Source organism: Paenibacillus monticola (assembly GCF_009664975.1).
Lineage (GTDB): Bacteria > Bacillota > Bacilli > Paenibacillales > Paenibacillaceae > Paenibacillus_AQ > Paenibacillus_AQ monticola.
Genome location: NZ_WJXB01000013.1, coordinates 173,235 through 192,678 on the forward strand (window position 1 = coordinate 173,235; position 19,444 = coordinate 192,678).

Annotated in this window: 18 protein-coding genes; 6 read left to right on the forward strand and 12 right to left on the reverse strand. The window is 40.4% G+C overall.

What is annotated here, in order from left to right:
* Positions 1 to 151 precede the first annotated feature (151 nt).
* The 4 genes from GJB61_RS25595 to GJB61_RS25610 form a co-directional block, all read right to left on the reverse strand.
* Positions 152 to 550, reverse strand: coding sequence for a hypothetical protein (locus GJB61_RS25595; protein WP_154121861.1), 399 nt, complete (start codon positions 548 to 550; stop codon positions 152 to 154).
* A gap of 207 nt (positions 551 to 757) precedes the next feature.
* Positions 758 to 1,237, reverse strand: a complete 480-nt coding sequence (locus GJB61_RS25600; RefSeq protein WP_154121862.1) for a hypothetical protein — start codon at positions 1,235 to 1,237, stop codon at positions 758 to 760.
* A gap of 166 nt (positions 1,238 to 1,403) precedes the next feature.
* Entirely contained in the window at positions 1,404 to 2,006 is a 603-nt protein-coding gene (locus GJB61_RS25605) for a hypothetical protein (RefSeq protein WP_154121863.1), read from the reverse strand.
* A gap of 209 nt (positions 2,007 to 2,215) precedes the next feature.
* Complete coding sequence (locus GJB61_RS25610) at positions 2,216 to 2,833, reverse strand: hypothetical protein (protein WP_154121864.1); 618 nt, start codon at positions 2,831 to 2,833, stop codon at positions 2,216 to 2,218.
* Positions 2,834 to 3,081: 248 nt separating this feature from the next.
* On the opposite strand from GJB61_RS25610, the gene GJB61_RS25615 reads away from it, so the two are divergent.
* Both GJB61_RS25615 and GJB61_RS25620 read left to right on the forward strand, forming a co-directional pair.
* Positions 3,082 to 3,363: a helix-turn-helix domain-containing protein gene (locus GJB61_RS25615; RefSeq protein ID WP_154121865.1), complete on the forward strand. Its 282-nt coding sequence runs from the start codon at positions 3,082 to 3,084 to the stop codon at positions 3,361 to 3,363.
* Positions 3,364 to 3,380: 17 nt separating this feature from the next.
* On the forward strand, positions 3,381 to 4,247 hold the full coding sequence (locus tag GJB61_RS25620; protein WP_154121866.1) for an IS3 family transposase: 867 nt from the start codon (positions 3,381 to 3,383) through the stop codon (positions 4,245 to 4,247).
* A 688-nt stretch (positions 4,248 to 4,935) separates the two neighbouring features.
* Here GJB61_RS25620 and GJB61_RS25625 read toward each other — a convergent pair.
* Together GJB61_RS25625 and GJB61_RS25630 are read right to left on the reverse strand one after the other, a co-directional pair.
* Complete coding sequence (locus tag GJB61_RS25625) at positions 4,936 to 8,415, reverse strand: tetratricopeptide repeat protein (protein ID WP_154121867.1); 3,480 nt, start codon at positions 8,413 to 8,415, stop codon at positions 4,936 to 4,938.
* Between the two features lie 571 nt (positions 8,416 to 8,986).
* On the reverse strand, positions 8,987 to 10,492 hold the full coding sequence (locus GJB61_RS25630) for a patatin-like phospholipase family protein (protein ID WP_154121868.1): 1,506 nt from the start codon (positions 10,490 to 10,492) through the stop codon (positions 8,987 to 8,989).
* A gap of 101 nt (positions 10,493 to 10,593) precedes the next feature.
* On the opposite strand from GJB61_RS25630, the gene GJB61_RS25635 reads away from it, so the two are divergent.
* From GJB61_RS25635 to GJB61_RS25645, 3 genes are all read left to right on the forward strand, one after another.
* Positions 10,594 to 10,875, forward strand: coding sequence for a recombinase family protein (locus GJB61_RS25635; RefSeq protein WP_229522453.1), 282 nt, complete (start codon positions 10,594 to 10,596; stop codon positions 10,873 to 10,875).
* Complete coding sequence (locus tag GJB61_RS25640; RefSeq protein WP_154121870.1) at positions 10,839 to 11,627, forward strand: recombinase zinc ribbon domain-containing protein; 789 nt, start codon at positions 10,839 to 10,841, stop codon at positions 11,625 to 11,627. The genes GJB61_RS25635 and GJB61_RS25640 overlap by 37 nt, the downstream gene beginning before the upstream one ends.
* Positions 11,628 to 11,897: 270 nt before the next feature.
* On the forward strand, positions 11,898 to 12,881 hold the full coding sequence (locus tag GJB61_RS25645; protein ID WP_154121871.1) for a pPIWI-associating nuclease domain-containing protein: 984 nt from the start codon (positions 11,898 to 11,900) through the stop codon (positions 12,879 to 12,881).
* 568 nt (positions 12,882 to 13,449) lie between these two features.
* On the opposite strand, the gene rlmD is transcribed toward GJB61_RS25645, so the two are convergent.
* The 4 genes from rlmD to GJB61_RS25665 all read right to left on the reverse strand — a co-directional run bounded on the left by rlmD (position 13,450) and on the right by GJB61_RS25665 (position 17,222).
* Positions 13,450 to 15,018, reverse strand: coding sequence for a 23S rRNA (uracil(1939)-C(5))-methyltransferase RlmD (gene rlmD, locus GJB61_RS25650; RefSeq protein ID WP_154121872.1), 1,569 nt, complete (start codon positions 15,016 to 15,018; stop codon positions 13,450 to 13,452).
* 44 nt (positions 15,019 to 15,062) lie between these two features.
* Positions 15,063 to 15,953, reverse strand: a complete 891-nt coding sequence (locus GJB61_RS25655; protein ID WP_154121873.1) for a diacylglycerol kinase — start codon at positions 15,951 to 15,953, stop codon at positions 15,063 to 15,065.
* 204 nt (positions 15,954 to 16,157) lie between these two features.
* Positions 16,158 to 16,928 carry a sirohydrochlorin chelatase gene (locus GJB61_RS25660; RefSeq protein ID WP_338116122.1) on the reverse strand — a complete coding sequence of 257 codons (771 nt, stop codon included), beginning with the start codon at positions 16,926 to 16,928 and terminating at the stop codon, positions 16,158 to 16,160.
* A gap of 3 nt (positions 16,929 to 16,931) precedes the next feature.
* The gene (locus tag GJB61_RS25665; protein WP_154121874.1) at positions 16,932 to 17,222 is read right to left on the reverse strand and encodes a YerC/YecD family TrpR-related protein; all 291 of its coding nucleotides are present in this window, start codon (positions 17,220 to 17,222) and stop codon (positions 16,932 to 16,934) included.
* Between the two features lie 429 nt (positions 17,223 to 17,651).
* Here GJB61_RS25665 and GJB61_RS25670 point away from each other — a divergent pair, with 429 nt between their 5' ends.
* On the forward strand, positions 17,652 to 18,209 hold the full coding sequence (locus tag GJB61_RS25670) for a tyrosine protein kinase (RefSeq protein WP_154121875.1): 558 nt from the start codon (positions 17,652 to 17,654) through the stop codon (positions 18,207 to 18,209).
* A 139-nt stretch (positions 18,210 to 18,348) separates the two neighbouring features.
* Here GJB61_RS25670 and corA read toward each other — a convergent pair whose 3' ends face one another.
* Both corA and GJB61_RS31370 read right to left on the reverse strand, forming a co-directional pair.
* On the reverse strand, positions 18,349 to 19,308 hold the full coding sequence (corA, locus tag GJB61_RS25675) for a magnesium/cobalt transporter CorA (protein ID WP_154121876.1): 960 nt from the start codon (positions 19,306 to 19,308) through the stop codon (positions 18,349 to 18,351).
* Positions 19,305 to 19,442, reverse strand: a complete 138-nt coding sequence (locus GJB61_RS31370; protein WP_195724478.1) for a hypothetical protein — start codon at positions 19,440 to 19,442, stop codon at positions 19,305 to 19,307. The genes corA and GJB61_RS31370 overlap by 4 nt, the downstream gene beginning before the upstream one ends.
* Positions 19,443 to 19,444 lie beyond the last annotated feature (2 nt).

The following is a 19,444-nucleotide window of genomic DNA, read 5'->3' on the forward strand; positions in this document are numbered from 1 at the left end:
GAATTTATTTGTTGGCTACAGCAACTGTTCAAAATGAATAAACCCCTGCTACAAAACAGCCCTCAAACCCGCATTCCACCGTTGCCCGTTAAAATAAAGTCTTGCTACAAATCACGCTTTTCCCCACGTTTTTTCTCACGTTTTTCTCCAGTTATAATAAAGATTTAATACTCTTGTTTTCCCAAATTCCATCTAATGATAAGTAGTTAAAAATATTAATTTGTTTTCCAGCAGGTACCTCGAATAAATTAATATACACTTCTTTAGATACTAGCTCGAATAAATTACATGATTCTCGAATTATTGAAGCAAATCTAATTGAGTTAGTTTTTAAATTATTGTTGTTAGGTTCAACATAATCAAAAGTTTTGATCATTTCTTTCTCTATCAGTAAAAATTGACTTCGAATCCTCATTACATTCTGGCTTGTTTTTTTCTGAAAAATCTTCTTCTCTTCCTCCAATGATTTACCACTATACTTTGTTAAAATAACATCATGTATGTTTATCCCCTTTTTTATCTCCGGAAATGGTTGATTTTCTCCGACCATATTCTCACCTCTTTTATCGTTTTTGTTTATATTTTTTCATTAGTTTCGTATAACGTTCCCGTGTTCACGACGTCCCACAAAGTCGTATGTGTCCGGCTGCTTTTGCTTCGCCGAAATCCTTCTGCCGGACCGTGGTATGCCCGATACGTGAATATAATGTTATAAGATGTTGGCTGCTCCCTTGATCCACGTACAAATAATTGTTTCTTACTTATAATGTTTTTCAATTTTATTAATAAGTTTTGAGTAATTATGAGCCAATAACTCTCTATCCTCTTCTTCCAATTCTTCAAAAAAGGCACCCTTTTTAAGCGTATAATCAATTGTATTAATACTCTCTCTAACATCCTGATCCAATAAATGATAGTTATCAAATAAAACAGGGCGAAGTATTTTTTCAAATTGACGATTATCGAATTCTGGTCTTCTTGGATGATAAGTAAGAACACTAAGTTCTCCATCCAATTTCAAAATCGTATTATAAACCTTGTATTTCAATTCATTCTGTTTGTTGTTATACTCAATATCTATTTTTTCTCTCTCCCAATTTTTTTGTCTTTCGAACTTTTCTTTCTCCGACTTTGAATTTAATTTATTATTGAAATAGTAACCAAGAATAGTTATTCCAGCTACTGAAAACGTAGCTATAGCTGTAATCAAATTGCCAACCCACTGCTGTTCAGGCATTATTGTTTCTCCTTTTTATGTATGTAATTTAGCCAATTTCTTATAACGTTCCTGTATTCACGACCCGACGTATGTCGGGTATCCGGCGACTGCCGGATCAAGGACGTATGCCCACAGCGTGAATATTTGGTTAGATGAAGTCCTCAGCTCCTTGGATAACTTACAATTAAAAATGTATTTTGATAAATCCAAATCTTAGAAAAAACATTATTATTGTAAGTCCTACAAACAAAATAGTTACTTTTAAGTAAATCCACTTAATTATTCTCGAATTATTTTCAGCTATTATTTCATCAATTACATTCTGGGTTAACTTCGTAAAGAGCCAAATTTTCAATTCTCTAATTGCTCTTTTTTCTGTTAAGGCTTCATCTCTAAGATAATAAAATAAATATGAAGTATAACAAATGAAGGTTATTAGACAAAATAGATTTAAAAACAAATAATATTTAAAGTCATGACCAGCCAACTGTGTAATAAAAATGTATGTTGATAGAGCAATGAATAAAAAATAAGTAACTTTCATGAAATTTTCAAGAGTAACCAATAGTACTGGATTTGATTTTCTTTCATGATAATTTAATACATGGGATGCTTCGTGTGCAGCAATTAATATAGTATCTGATATCTTCGATTTCGGTGTTAGTAAAATTCTAGTCTGATTGTTACTGCTATAATATGTTCTGTCCACATTGGAATTCTGATCTACTTTATAGTTCATGAAATTATTATTTTTTAAAATTGTGTCTATAACGAATTCTGAGTTCATATGTATTACTCTCCATTCATATTATCTCTGAGGATTTCAGCTAACGTTCTTGTATTCGTGACATCCATTCCCCTTAGATAGCTCTTATCTTAGGGGAATGGATGTGTACGGCTGCTCCAGCTTCTCCGAAATCCCTCAGCCGGACCGAGGCCGAATGGCCCGAAGCGCGAATACTGTGTTATATGAAGTACGGCTCTTCTTCGAATCTTCTAATAAAAGTCTTCAAAATTATGTTTATGTTCTAAATCTGCATCTAGCATATCACTGCAACCAGAGAAGAAATTATACAACTCTTCTATACGATCTCTAAGATTGATCAGGTTTATTCTTTTTTCACTTGTCAGCACTCTATCTAACTCTTTAGTAATTGGGTATCTAAAAGTAAAAGATGATTTGTCAAACTGATGGAATTCTTTAATATATTGTTCTACCGTTACTATCATTTCTTTATCTTCACTTCCAAGTGGTTCTAAAATAGGCTTAACTTTATTCCAAATGCTCATTAAATTGTGACTAGATTTCTTAATAGTATCTTCTTTATCTCCCCAGTTGTCTTCTGAAATCCGTAAATAGATACTCTTCATCGCAAGTTCAAGATATTGCCGATATAGAAAAAGGATTGGAAACACACTGGTGTCTAGCATGCTAATATCACGACTTGCAACTGAAGAATTAACTAGTAGATCAGCAGACTCTTTATAGCCTTTCATGTAACCATAAAACTCAGTTTCAGTACTGCCCCATCCAAAATGGGCGAATTCATAATAATTACCACCATCTTTAAATAGTTTTTCGTCTTTCTTAGGAAGTTCAAAAGTGAATTCCATTATCATTCTCCTCTTAAATAGTCTTTAGCCGTATTTCATATAACGTCTTATTTACGAACTTTGTAAATAACTCCATATGTAGAGTATTCGAGAAATCATTAAGCTAACCTGCCTGTTTAATCACTTCACCATCTATTCTGAACTCTTGGAAAAAAAAGTAGGCGAATAACTCTGAAGTGCACCCCTTAGAATAGACATTGGAAAAACCCCTGGGTAAATCCGATGTAATTCTAGGGGGTGCATTTTTTATGCCGGCAAAGAAAGGTCAGAAGTTTAAGCATTATCCTGAATCTGTAAAAGTAGAAGCTGTTCGACTGTTTATTGAGGAAGGATGGTGCTACAGAAAGATTACAGAACACTTGGACATTAACGATAGGAAGCGTGTCAGTGTCTGGGTGAGGAAGTATCAGGCAATAGGAGAGGCCTCGTTTGAGGATAGACGTGGAGATCCACATAGGTCTGAAACCGAACAAGCGCGGGAATTGCGTCGTTTGCAGTTAGAGGTAGACATTCTAAAAAAGTGGTTGTAAATCTTGAATCAGGAGGGTTGCGGGATAGATATGTGGTCATCGACGAACTGAAGCATAAGCAGACTGTAAAGGAACTCTGTAGATATCTAGGGGTCCACAGAAGCGGTTACTATGCTTATTTGAAGCACAAGGACAAGGATCCAGACGAGGGTCTGAAACGTAAGATCAAAGCCATCTATGAGCAACGGAACAAGACGGTAGGATACCGTCGGATACAGGATGAGTTATACCGCCAATATCGCCTTGTCGTGAATCATAAGAAGGTTTTACGACTCATGCGGGAACTCCGTATTCAAGCCATTATACGCCGTAAGTACGTCCACAGAACAACCTATGAGGCAGCGGTGTCGGATGGAAGAGTCGCTGAGAATTTATTGAAACGAGATTTCAAAGCTGATAAACCCAATCAAAAATGGGTAACGGACGTTACACAATATCGGATCTTCGATGAAAAGATTTACTTGTCGGCTATCAAGGATCTGTGGAATAACGAGATCGTCGGATACCATATTAGCAGACGTAACGACAATCCACTTGTATTAGATACGTTTAGAAAGGCCTTTGAAACACACAAAGACGTGACTGGACTGATCGTACACAGCGATCAGGGATGCCAGTACACGTCCCATGCATACCATGACATGCTGCCACAGGTTGGAGCCCAAATCAGCATGTCACGCCGAGGCAATTGTTATGACAATGCCTCAATGGAGAGCTTCTTCTCTCATCTTAAAGTCGAAGCACTCTATCCTTATGATATACGAAGTATCGCTGAGGCACAAAGAAGAATTGAGGAGTATATACGTTTTTACAACGAAGATAGAGCACAACGAAAACTAAACAAGCTGACTCCTGTTGAGTACAGGAATCAGCTTGTAGCCTAGGTCTTTTTTCAATGTCTACTTAATGGGGTCTTGACCATTTCCTGGCGTCTTCTTTTCTTTCTGGATTATGGAGTAATACTTATTTCCATAACACTCCAGCTTTGACTTAAGCAGTTTGTGTTAGCCGGCTCCATATCCTCACATATAGATATCAGCTTTTGGATCAGCTAACACAAAATACCCTCCATTTGAATTGACAGGAACCAGCCACAGTATTACTCAAAGATGACTTTATCTCTTTTTACAATAGGCTCTGCATTCGTTTGATATTGATTTTCGACCAGAATAGAACCACTATTGTCAAACTCTTCATTGAACTTATTGAACTAACGTTTCCCGTTGGCCCTAGGTTATGATACGGTTCAACTTAACATCTGTAGAGCGAAATTCATTGGCTTAGGTTACGGATTAATCGTTATAAAACTGCATCGTTCTGATGATGTTATTAACTCTTTTTAAGTCTTTTAGGTAATTAAAACCACTTCAGTTAGTTTTAATTTCTTGACAAAATACATTGCCATCAGTATACCTCTAGGAAAGCTGTTAATGTGATGTTACGAATAATGTATTTAATTTCCTCTTACTTCCCATTTAATTTTTTCCACATCTTCCAATTTCATAATTATTAAAGCAAACTGACCCTAGAGGGTCAGTGCTTTTAATTTTTTATTTCTTGCATTAATGCAACTCACAAATATTTTTTTTTTGTTTCGTACAAGAATGTTAGTTCCTTATTTTGATTTCCACAGTTTTCAACATGTATTACAAATGTGCTAAATAAGATTACACTCAGACCTATTTCTGATCCATAATATTCAGCAATTATATCTAATGATTTAATTAACATCATTTTAGCAACATTTTTATTTCCGGTCACGTATATCGCAGATGCTTTATGACCAATAGCAGAGGCATATTCAATGTGGTGTATTAAATTATGATATTCATAAATATAAACCGCTTGATTCAAATATATAATAGCTTTCTTGTAATCCTCTTTTTCAAGCATTACTACAGCTAATTTCCCTAAGTCTTTCGCTATTTCCGGATGATTTTCACTATAAATATGCGAGTCTATTTCCAGAGCTTTAAGAACATATTCTTCCGCAGTATCTAATTGCCCTAGATGCTGGTAAGCCCCTCCTATATTATATAATACCATTGATATATCTTGGTTATCTTCCTGATTTAGGCTCCTGTACATTTCCATAGCCTCTAGGAAATGTTCAAGAGCATCACTGGTTTTGCCTTGAGCTTCAAATACCATCCCTAAATTATTTAAAATATTCGCTGTGAAATTATTTGGGAAAGGATTAATAACCATTGCTATTTCAAGTGCTTTTCTTAAATATCGTTTTGCATGAAATGTATCATATAAATAATAATAAGCTAAACCTAAATTCGAGTAATCTCGAGCGAAAAATTCATGGTTTTCATTAAATAACTTTTTACTATTCTCTATCGCTCTTTGATAACATTCAATTGATCTTTGGATTTCACCCTTTTTGTCGTATACATGACCTAAGTTGCTATATAGTGTAGAAAGACCATATACATTTGTCTGGTCTTTTTTTTTGCTAATTGAGATAGCCTCAAGTATAGCATCTTCTGCTTTATCAAATTCCGAGCGGGAAAGAAACAATCTATTTTTCGAGTTTAGAATAGCGCTATACTCGTGATGGTCATTTTTTATTTCTGGATGTAACTCTAAAATCTCATCTATTTTTTTTACATATTCTAGCGCAATGTTCAATCTTCCTGAATCTTGTTCTACGTTCACTAATATGTTTAATATTGATAACTTTTCTTCCTTACTTATGTTGTGTTGTAAGGATGCAGAAAGACAATCTCGTGCCTCCACATATTGACCCTGAGAATAATAATAAGTGCCTAGTCTACTTGAGGCTTTCGCCAATCGATTATAATCGCCTTGAAAATGAGTCATTGTTTTTTGGTATAAATACTTTGATAAAATCAGCGCATTTTCATAATTGGAGAAAGTTAACTGAACCCTTGCTTGCGCTGCCATCAAATCAGCGATATTTTCATTGAATAAATCATTATCAACTACATGTTTTAATATGTAATCACTATGTTCTAATATTTCAGTTTCTCTTTTGCCCTTTGCTTGGTAAACTCCCCACATAGTGTTTACTTGGTGTAATATTAAGTCTTTTCTTACTTGCTGATCGAGAAAGTCAATTGTCATTGCAACAACTAACCGATGAATTGAAACAATTCCATTTTCCATTTTCACTAGAGAAAGTCTTCTTAATCTTCCAACTATTCTATCTAATTCCATTTCAGAGTTAATTACAATATTTTCATAGGGTGAAAGTTGTTTGTGTAATAAAAAATCTTTACTAATATTATCTACAGACAAAAAGCATATGTAGTTAAATAGACTTGTCACCAAATGAATATCTTCAGAGATTGTTTCAAGAAGAAGTTTCCATGTTGTAGCAATATTTTTATTATAGTTTAATGGTTTCCCTTCCCTTGCGAGTTCTTTTCTATATTTTCTAAATCTTTCAAGATACTGTTGAATACTTACCCCAGTTTCTTTTATATATGCTACTGCTTGCTCCAAAGCAAGTGGTAAAAACCCTAATTCGTTTGAAAGTTCCAATGCAGCCATTTGATAATCTTCATTTGCATCTGTGCTCTGTAAAACAAAATCCGTTGCAACTTCAGCATCTAATAATCCAAGTTGGAGTCCCTTCCTCCAATTTGGATTATTAGATGTTATAAGTACATCAAATCCTGAATGTTTAAATGGTAAATAACTTAGTATCTTATCTTCATCGCTAACATTATCGAATATTAACAAAAAACTTTTAGGTAGTGGATCAAGTGAAACGAATTTCTTGAAATTATCCAATAATTCACTTTCAATAGTGATTAAATTAAAGGCAATACAAAATCTTTCAATATCCATAAGGAGCGAGGATGCTTCTTCACTATGAAACCACCATATTACATCATATTCACTCTGATATTCATAAGCGTACTCAATAGCAAGCTGCGTTTTTCCGATTCCTGATAAACCATATATACAATAATATGTTGAGTCTAAGTTTCCAGAAAAAAAATTATAAATAGTTTTCAACTCGGTAGATCTTCCAAGAAAATATGGATGTTTACGAAATGGAACATTGAAAATACTTTTCGTAGATTGTTTTTCCATAGCTTGAACTTCATCCACTTTTTTTTTTAGGTCAATTTGCTTATTGTTCTTTCTTTCCCACTGGCTGAACCTAGGATCATATTCGAATGGAATTTGTTTCAGCAATTGATTATCTTTATTAATTTGAAGAATGGAAAAGTTATTTCTTAGATTATTACCAGCGTAAGATGCTCCATTAATTATCACATAAGAGTTATCAAATGCTTTTGTTGCATTTTCAATAGCCCCATGCACATGTCCTGAAAGTATTAAATGACTTCTTTCTGACAAATATCTATACGTGGCCGGTCTTTCATAAGTTACTATTTCTTCTTCATGAAACCAATTGGAAGGATGATGAACAATTGAAATGGTAAGATGATCAACACTGTTCATCTTAATATTTCCTTGACTTTCTAATAACTGAAGTTGAGGGAGTCCTAACCAAAGTTTTTTGACATCATCGTTGCCTCGACAAAACCAGGCAGAGTTTAAAACTAAGAATCTTATTCCCCTAATGTCACGTACTCCAACCAAATAATTCGAAAAATTATTAAGATTAACAAAAGGAAGACCCAAGGACTCACAAAATTCTGAATAGTTACTAAATGGGTTAATGAAATTCTCCAAGGACTCCAGAGAAAGCCAATCATCGGCATCTCTTGAATTATTCGGTGGATTCATCCCTTTAGTTTTACGTCGGTCAATATCGTGATTGCCTGCACATATAATAAGTTCAGTAGTGGTAAGGTTTAACTTAATTAGTAATTTCTCAATCCAGATGGCGGCTTGTTCAAACCCCTCTTTGCTCCCTTGCCACGTAATATCTCCAGAAATCACCACAATATCAGGCTTTTCATTTTCTGTGACTTTAGAGATAGTGTCAACTAATGAATCTAAAGCTATTTTTCTTTGTGCCAATGCTGTGGGATTTTTAATGCTATTTTCTGCACCAAAGTGCAAATCTGAGAGATGTAGAATGTTTACTGTTGATTCAAGCATAGTTTACCCCCTTATAATGGTATAATATTACTTTATTCTGCATCTCTCGTAATTATCCTTTATAATCCATCACCGCTTAATCCTAGTTTAGAAAATTTAGTGAATAGACTAAAAGAAAGAGGACTTTCCTTTTAGTAATACTCATCCTCGATAAATTTTTTTATCTATCAAATATAAGTAATGTTTCAGTCAGTTGAGTGCACCTTTCATCTTTTTCACGTAATAGATTCATTGACATCTCTTGCACTAGTCAGTATCGTCCGCAACTACTCCTCCTCAAGTGTAATATTCTACGACAGTATTGATCACGTCGCTTATTTCGCCCTACTTGTGATACGGCTCACCGTACCATCTATAGGGCGAAATTTCTTATGTTACTGCATTCAAAAATCCGCCTTACAAAGGTTATGATTTTCGTACTTACATAAGGCAATATTATTTTTGGTACACTTCACCTTAACGTCTGTAGGGCGGTCCCCCTTGCGATTAAGTCTCAATTATTGTCTTCCTCAATAAGACCTCCTCGATCCTATCTCAACGTCATAAGTGTTTTACATTCTTTATAATTACTTTACGTGAAACGACCAGTTAAAAGTATTATCACTAAACCTATAACTATGGCAGCAGCCGTACCGATTGCTAGCAAATAAAATAGTGACAGTATTAGATGAATTAGCTTTGCAATGACCATATCCACATGGTGGATGTAATCATCCATTGAAGTAAGAAACATGAGATAAACCGAAACAACTGAAATAATGATTAGCAATGCTTGAAAATAGCTATTTATCACTGGATCATTATCCGGAATAATACCCGATGTGGCTAACAAAGCATACCAGAATGATGCCAAAAAAATCAGAAGAAAAGTTACTATAAAATACTTTGCTTCACTTAATGCTTGGATAAACCCTTTACCACTTACGTGGTTTAATTTACGTCCGCTCCTGAGCCCTCTTCTGAATTTATCTGTGGGGGTTTGCATGAGACTGACGTTCCCACTTTCCTTGAAAGTAAAATCCCCCTTCAACTCTGTGTTGACAATTATATGACAACTAACATCGTCGGTCAGTAGGTAGGCGAAGAAGCTTAATGAATTTCTTTCCTGTGGTAAGAAATTGTTTAAATCTGTTCTTAGCTTTGATAAAGCCTCGCTAACATGTAAATCGACATTTGCGTGGCTTTCTTTAAGGTGAATGTGAATATAGTCAGAGCAAGACTCCAGCATCATCTTTTTATTTAATTCCAAGCTAGCATCATAACTACGTTTTAGAACTGAGAGACGCTTACGTGGAATGAATTCTTCCTCTGTTAATTGCCTCGATCCGTCACTTAGGATAAAAAAATCACATGATTCATTTTGTAATGAAAAAAGCCCCAAATTATCAAATGCTCCTCCGTCAACCAACTTATGCGATACCGAATCGATATTGACTCTAACATAATTGAACAATCCGGGAACTGCAGACGATGCTGCAATAGCATCCTTCAAATAAACAGGGTTTTTTAGATAAGAGATGGAACCTTTTGAGTTTACAATTTTATTGTCCATATATTGCCCCATATCGTCTTGAGAAAAATACCAATGACCTCCATTTCTGAGAAATGTCGCATTGATAATTAACTTTGGAAGGCCACTAACCTTTAACTCATGCATCATCAAATCCGACTTGTAAAAATACTTCTGATATAGTTGAGCGAGTATTTTTTCTCGAGACTGAAAGACAGCCCGAAGCTCATTAAGGGGATGGAGGAATACTTTCGATCTAATATTTTTGGAGACTCCAGCGGCAAGGTCCTCCTCTACTGCTTGTACAATTTGGATATAATCCAGGTGTCTAAGCTGACCATTTTCAATAACCTTTTCTCTTAATTTTAAGAAGTAAAGTGCCCCCACGATTGAGCCCCCGGAAACCGTTGAGATTACGCTTATGTTCCTTAACAAGTCTTTCTCTGCAAGATTGGCCAGTACGCCTAAATGAAAAAACGAGGCCCGATACCCGCCACCGGATAATGCTAGGCCAACCTTTTTATTTTCGGAGTCAATCTTCTCACTTTTATCCAATTTCATTTGCATAAACCTCGCCCCCAAAAAATCACAAACTCATAGTATATATTATCTATTTTATTTACGGATTCTTCTACCATATTTTTCTGTAAAGGGACTGATTTTTGGCGATGCTAAACAGAGACGGGCATACAACCAAAACCAATGGTCCATTTTCTACTTGTGCTATACGCGATCTATTGGATAATCCAATGTTCATAGGAAAAATACGCTATAACCAATACGAGAACTGGAGCGAAAAGCGACGTATAAAAAAAAAAATCCAAACCCCATTCTTGTGGATGGGCTCCATCCGGCAATCATTGACCACAATCTATGAGAAAAGGTACAACTTCTTCGACAGAGGAAAAGTACCATGCCAAAAAAACGCTTCGAGGGAGAGTATCTGCTGACTGGAATCATTCGTTGTCCCGAGTGTGGATCAGCTATAACAGCAAGTCGAACAGTCAATAAAATGAAGGACGGCACCAATGTAACTCGGATGTACTACTCTTGCGGCAACTTCCGTAGCAAAGGAAGCTCCGTCTGTCACGCAAATAGTATCCGCAAGCTGGAGGCCGAACAAGCAGTTACGGATAGGATCAAGAATGTACTCGTCAAGCCACAATTACTGAAAGCTATCGTTAAGAACGTCAATGAGAGGAAAGTAGGCCGGATAAAGCCGCTTCAGGCAGAACTGTCTAGCTCAAAGACTAGAATCGCCAAGCTGAAGGAGAACAAGCGGGAATACCTTTCCTTGTACGAAATGGACCAAATCGACCGTGACCTTATCTACGAGCGTCTGAATAGCATCAATGGCGATTTGGACGATGAATTGACGCGAAAGTCCAGGTTAGAGCTAGAGTTGCGAGGTGACGAGGCAGAACCAGTACCTTATGAACTTGTGCGTTCCCTGATGGAACGGTTCGACGAACTGCTCCGTAAGTCCCCATTCGAGCAGCGTAAGACGCTCCTACACCTGATCGTCAAGAAGATCACCTTGGATGATAAGCGAATGGTCAAGGATGTGGAACTTAGCTTCAATTCGGAGACCGAAAAGCATTTTTTAAGCGCAGCCCCTTCTACTGATAATATGGCGGAAGGGGCTTTTCCTTTGTCTGGAAAACCCTTTAAATTGAATCATAAGCTCACTATCCCCATTTAGAGAATAATCAAAGACAGTTAGAACTTGGTGGATCTTCCTAGCCGCCATCGGTTTAATTCACTATCGCTCATCGTAAGATAAATGCCTAACTGTTTAATTTTTCGAGGGTTTGGCCTCTGGCTGATCAAAAGCACGAAATTATTGCCACGTAAATTGAATTCGCTATACTTTTACCCTGTTCGTGATTAGAACAATCCTTTTATACTATGTATGAGGGCACGAGATTTTCAGTAGGAGATTATTCAAAAAAACTAAAAGGGGACAATCGCCATGTTTGAACACAAAGTAGTACCTATCACCACTAGACTTGCTCCTAATGAGCAAAAGATGCTCATTTCGTCCTTAAAGTCGTTGGATTTTGAGGACGATATGAAATATAACAGCTTTGGACATAAATTTAGAGAAATGATGTCCAAAATCTTGCATCGTTTAGCCCCAAATGAGGCTGTTCTTGCATGCTCCTGGTATGTGAACGAGCATGATAATAAACCAACTCGTCGACAACGACTACTATATGCTATAAAAAGTGGACTAGAGGATGAGTTTATTGAATCCGAGCTAGAGATTGATTTAGTTCCTATCGCTAAACGACTTGGAAAAGTCATTTCGGAACTGAACAAATATACTCATTTCGGTGATGGTACATTTGATGTAAATAAGGACGTTGGGGAAGCGTTTGTATCCGAATCCATCGATTTTCTCCTTAATTTCTTTTCTAGTATTGATGAAATTCGAACTCAAATTGTTGAATCATACGAAGCTCTTCTGAACAAAAAGATTACAGAAGCAACCATAAATGATGTTATGCAAGAGATTGATATCCTTGCAACTCATTATACCGTTGATGGCAATACAATTGATACGATCTCTGTCGCTGATATTGATGCTCATAATATTTATATCTCTGTAGATGGATCTGTGGATGTTACTCACCAATATGGATCTGATGGGGACTTACGGCGGGGAGATGGAGTGGAGTTCGAAAAATCTTATCCTTTTATAATTAATATTCAAGTCTCTGTCATTGATCCACTATTTATTGAAATTGAGACAGACGATATAGAGGTTGATACTGATAAATACTATGACAATGGTAGTGATGAAGAAGAACCTGATGAGTCTGATTATAATGAAGAGTCCTATGAACCCGATGAGCCCGATTATGATGATGAGCCATATGAGCCTGATTATGATGATGATGACGAAGAGCCATATGAACCTGATGAGCCTGATGAGCCTGATTATAACTACTAAGCAAAATTATGATAAGAATTACTGTTATGAAAATAGCTCAAACAACATTTTCATAACAATGTCTTATTAAGTGTAACTGCGCTAGCGTAAAATCACCTCTCTTCCTCCTTGGACAGGGTAACGAAGGAATGAGCGGTCAATGACCCGGTCACTAAGTTCCTAACACTAACAGCCCGCTGGATGGCAAAGACACTGCCATCCAGCGGGCTTATTCTTATGCTTAGGGACGGGGGCAAAGAATAAAATAGAAAAAGCTATTCGTACTTTTCTACATTGAATCTCAATTCAATACTTTTAATATCTATACATCCACTTTTACAAGCATACACGTTTCCAAACGAACTAAGCAACCTGAGTCCCTATGAATACCGAATTCAGGCTGCTTAAATATTGCTTTGTATTTATCTACTTGACAGGGCGCACTTCAATTCCTCGGTGTCTTCTTTTCATTTAGGCTGAAATCCGGTGGAATTTTACATCAGTTTTACATCAAGTCTGATCTTAAGTATCTGTACCACCAATATTTCAAGTCTGTCCCACATTGAAAATCTAATTAAATAAAAGGATTTTATTTCACTGTCCCACCCTTCACCAACAAAGCTACCGACTCCACATGCACCGTCCACGGGAACATATCCACCGGTGTCACCTCTACCGTTCTGTACCCACCATCCTCCAACACCCGCAAGTCCCTGGCCAGCGTCGATGGGTTACAAGAAACATACACCACCCGCTCCGGCTTCATCGCCAGAATCGTTTCTAATAACCGCGGGTCGCAACCCTTACGCGGTGGGTCTACCACGATTACGTCTGCTGTAATCCCCTGCTCTTTCCAGTTCGGGATTACATCCTCCGATGCTCCTACTTCGAACACCACGTTACCCATGCCGTTCAACAGAGCATTAGCACGGGCATCATCGATGGCTTCTGGCACGATCTCCACACCGTAGACCTGCTTGGCATGCTGCGCCAGGAATAACGATATTGTACCAATTCCACAATAAGCATCGATCACGGTCTCGTTACCCGTAAGTCCTGCATACTCTACGGTTTTTCCATAAAGAACTTCGGTCTGAGGCGGGTTCACTTGGTAAAAAGAACGGGCCGAAATGGCGAATTTCACGTCGCCTATATAGTCATAGATTACATCGTTGCCCCAAAGGGTACGTGTAAGTTCTCCAAAGATTACGTTCGTCTGCTGTGTGTTCACGTTCTGGCAGATACTTGTTACAGCCGGGAGTGCATGGCGAATTTCTGCGATCCATTCGTCAGTATGCGGGATACGGTCCCCGTTTGTGACGAGTACAATCATCATTTCGCCGGTGCGAAAGGCGACCTTCACCACTACATGACGCAGCAGTCCTTTGCCGGATTCTTCGTCGTAAGCTGAGACTCCGAGCTTGCGGCCGATGGCTTTCACTTGGCGAAGAACGTCATCGTTACTCTCATGCTGAATAAGGCAGGTCTCCATATCTATGATCCGGTGACTGTTCCGGGCATAGAATCCACCGACTAAGCCGCCTTCGCTGTCACCGATGGGCACTTGGGCCTTGTTGCGGTATCTCCATGGCTCAGTCATACCGAGCGTTGGCCGAACAAGGATACCAGTCTGAGCCACCTGTTCTGCTGAAGCAAGCGAAGCTCCAGCTTGCAGTGGAGTTTCCACTACGTTCACTGTCGCCACAGCATTCCCCGTACTGCCGTTAGCCACTTGCTCAGTACCCACCAACGTTTCTGCCACGGTCAGCTTGCCGATCCGCTGCAGGTTGTCCACCACCAGTTGGCGTTTCCACGCCAGCTGGGCGGAATAGTCCATATGCTGCAGCTGGCAGCCGCCGCACTGGTCATAGATCTCGCAGGGCGGCGCGATGCGGTCGCCACTTGCTTCTACGATTTGCAGCAGCTTAGCGTAGCCGTACTGCTTCTTCGTCTTGAGCACCTTAGCCCGGACCTTTTCACCGGGCAGAGCTCCATGCACAAAAAGGGTATAGCCTTCAACGCGGCCTACCCCTTCGCCTTCGTGAGTCATGCCGATGATATCGAGCAGAACCTCATCATTCTTATTTACAGGCAGTCCGGCTACAGGCGCCGTGCTCTCCCGACGGCTGGTGCTGCGGCTACTGCGGTGTTTACTCATTATTTAAAGTTCACTTCTTTCATTATCTTCATTAGTAATGCTGCTTAATTATTCTGGGCAAAAACCTGCAAATGATGCGGCAGAACCTGGAAGTAACCCGGCAGATTACCACCTAATTCACCGTCCAGGTTCAACTGAACGGGACCCGGGGATGTGACTTCCATCGCATCGGTGCGGAAATAGATTATCTTTTTATCCTTTAAATGCTTGCCACTCAGGGCCAGCCTAACTAGACGGATGAATTCAGGAAGCGTACATTTCTTGAGGGCAATCACGTCGAATAGTCCATCGTCGATACGGGCATCGGGAGCAAGCTTCTCAAATCCGCCTACAGAATTCGTATTGGCGATTAGAAACAGCATGAACTCGCCAGAAATCGTCTCCTGCCCATTGGCACGGATCACTAGCTCCTGAGGAGATAAGCTGGCCATTTTCTCAATGCCTTTTAAATAATAGGCGAGCTGTCCCATCATTGTCTTCAGTCTGCTGGGCACTTCATAGGTTAGCTCAGTCAGACTGCCACCACCAGCTATATTAATGAAGTAACGGTCGTTGGCTTTGCCAAGGTCAATCATACGCATCTCATTGCGCAGAATCAGATCACAGGAATCTTCCCAGTTCTTCGGAATACCCATGGCCCGCGCGAAATCATTGGTTGTGCCGAGCGGCAATACGCCAAGCGGGGGAAGATTCGGCTTCTCCGCCATGCCGTTAATAACCTCATTCAATGTGCCATCGCCACCAGCAGCTATGATCATATCATAACCGCGTTCTACCGCATCTGCAGCCGCTGCTGTGGCATCGCCCTCACCAGTTGTTGCATGGCAGGAGGCTTCAATACCGCCTATATCAAGCCGGTCCAGAATATCGGCGAGCCGCTTCTTCATTTCTTCCCGTCCAGAAGTGGGATTATATATCAATCTCGCAGTTTTCATTTACCGGAACGCCACCTGTTTTTATATTAGATAACCTAACTAATTATACTCAATTCAGTGCCCCACAATCAAATATTAGAGAAAATTGTGTTGGCTCTACTATTCTAATTCGGTAGCATTAACTATATGTGTATGCGGCAACCACCAGAATAAACACGGCGGAATCGCTATCTTTTCTGAAGTTATGAGGTTGCATTAGGTGCTTCATCCTTCGATTCGCACCCGTTGCAGCAATATCTCAATTTGGTGCTCTATCCAATGTGGCAGTAGCGGATGTGGCAAAAGAGCCTGGCCGGAATACGCATAGGTCAGCCCTTTAAGTTTAGCGGGGATCACAATCTTGGTGAAATAGCCTTCACTCAAAAAAAGCGGAGCCACCAGCACATCATAGCCCTGCTCCTGCCAATACTCTACCCTACTTCTAATGTTGTCCGGATTCAATAGACCATAATCGGCAGCCGCGATTCCACTCACCTCACGCACACGCTCCGCCAGTGACGAAATGCCCTGCTGCCAGCGTTGCCGGAAGCCTTCGTGCACACTGCCATGTCCTACAAGCAGAATTATCTCCCGCTCTGGTTCCTTGGACAGCTCGCGAATCTTATCCCAGATCATTAGGGCAATGTCCGGGTCATCATCAACCGGATAGCCATAATGAACCTTCGCCTTTACTGTGAAGAGCTCAAGATCTGTTTCTCGTTCAGGCTCAGGCTTGGCGCCGAGCGCATATTCTATTTCATCCACATGGGTACTGCCCGAAGAAACAAACAACGGGATCACCAGTATATCTGTGACCCCTGTCTTTTCCAGCTCATCTATTCCGTCTTGAATCAAACGGCCATCTACCAGCTCCAAAAAAGAAACCGCCACGGGAATTTCTTCCCGCAGCGACAGACCGCTTACAGCTCCCTCAACGATCGAAACCCAAGTTTCGTCGCGGGAGCCGTGACTGATAATAAGTACGCCCGGCTTCACAGATTATCGTCCCAGACGTTCCAGTGTTAGCTTATAACCATCATTACCATAATTCAGGCAACGCTTCACGCGTGAAATGGTCGCCGTGCTCGCTCCTGTTTCTGCTTCGATCTGGTTATAGGTGGAGCCTTTACCCAGCATACGTGCTACTTCGAGCCGCTGCGAGAGTGATTGAATTTCGTTCACTGTGCACAAATCATCAAAGAAGACATAACATTCTTCCATATTTTTCAATGTTAAGACGGCCTCAAATAATTGGTCAATACTTCTATCGTCTAGCTTTTTCAGCTGCATAGTATTCATCCCCTAAAAGTATTGTCAGCATTAGCTACACATAATTAAGTTTCGTACACAACGGACTCACGGAAGCATAAACATAATGTGACTATCTTGCCTTAACTATATTGTACTGGAGCGCTTTTTTCAAGCATTAACGGTTTCACGCTGTAATGAGTGAAAATCACGGACAACCGTCCACCACAGGCGTACAAAAAGATATGTAATTCAATTCCATTCTTATGTTCGTGGTCCATTTGCCGACTTTCCTATAGTACTACATAGGCACCGAAAATCAAGCAAAGACACGCTTTCTTCACTTCCGCCAGCGCTTAATAGGCAACCGCCCTTTTCCGCTCCTATCCCGATAAACCGGGCATTCGTCTATACCGTATGTTCGCCCATGACATACAGTAAAGTAAACCACTAACGAAGGAATGTGATATTATGCCTGATCATTACTACAATCATTCCCGCCGGGGCCATCGTTCGCTGGCCGAGCCGTTTAATACATCACCCTATCCCGGCATCAGTCCATACGTGCAGGCGCCAATCCCTGGGGAAACCGGAATATTCCCTGCTTACGGAGCAGGAGCTGCCAGTACTGCTCTGGCGGTACCTGAAGCAGCCGAAGCTGTAACCTCCAAAGCAGGCGGACTGCTCGGAAATCTTGGCGGACTCGGCAATCTCGCGAATATGGATCAGATTAAAGGCTTTATCGACCGTATGGGCGGTATTGACGGAATCGTGAGCTCGATGGGCAAGGTACAAAAGGTGATGTCCGGCTTTCAGCAAATGGCGCCTATGGTCAAGCTCGTGATGGGTGGGTTCGGTAAAGGCGCCGCAGCAGGCGCATTGGCAGCAGGGGCTCTGGCAGCTGAAGAAGATGCAGCCCTGTATAAACCCAATCGCCGTAAAAAAAGACGCTCCACGCAGCGCCGCAAGTCCTCTCCTCCGAGCCGCCGGCGTTCCACTCCAACCTCTGGCAAGCGCCGCCGCAAATAAGCGGTGGCGTTCACCAGTTATACTTACGCTCCTCATTACCTGTGTACACGAACGCATAACAGCGTATGCCAGTTGGCATACGCTGTTACTTTTGCAGCAGCAGCTTGGAGTATTGCCTTGCAGCTGCTTTCGAACCCTTTTACTTAAACCAGCCACTCCGCCGAAACCAGCGAAACATACCCATACCTAACCCTAGCATCAGCAGTAGCACCCCAAAGTAACCATAGCTCCAATCTAGCTCCGGCATCACCCTAAAGTTCATCCCATAGATCCCGGCAATAAGCGTCAGGGGCATGAATACCGTGGTAATTACAGTTAGTGTCTTCATAATGGAATTCATCCGGTTGGAATTGAGTGAGATATAACTATCACGGAGATCGGCAGTCATTTCACGGTCAACCTCAATCATATCCGTCAGCTTCAGCAGGTGGTCATAAATATCACCAAAATAGATCCGTTCCTCACCATTGTTCTGGACATGCTGTGAGTTGACAATCCGGTACATCAGGTCCCGCATCGGCACAATCGTCCGGCGCAGCTTCAACAGCCGCCCACGTACATCGAATACCTGTCTCATCAGCTCCTCCACCGACTGACTACTGCCTCTACTCTCCAGATCAGCAAGTTCATCTTCAATGCTATAGAGGCTTGGAAAATATTTATCTACCAGTTTATCCATCACTCTATAACCGGCAGCCATCGGCCCGCCCGACCATCCTTTGCGGCTATGTATTTCACTTTTCACCTGTTCCCAGGCTTCATTCATCTCTGTTTTTTCCTGATGGTGATAAGATACCAGGAATTTCTCGCTCAGAAACAGGTCAATCTCTTCCGCCTCAAGCGTGCGGTCATTCAAGGCATGTAGGACGAAGAACTGCACATTCTCATAATAATCGAGCTTCGGACGCTGCAAAATATGCATACAATCCTCAATTGCCAAGGGATGAAAATGAAAATACTGGTCCAGCAGTAAGGTCTCCTCATCCGTAGGTGTAGCAAAGTCTGCCCAGATCCAGGTATACTTGTCCAACTGGATATCCATCAGCGGAATTCCCAATAGAACTTCACCCTTATGTGTTACCGCCATAGTACGTATCATAAAATAAGTTCCTCCGTTTTATCGTATCCCACGCCTACATTGTACCGCATGATGCCTGTTCTTCCCAAATCAGCACCGAATAGCACAAAAAAAATAACCGCCAGCCCGCTGATCAGCGGCTCCGGAGGCTCCATTA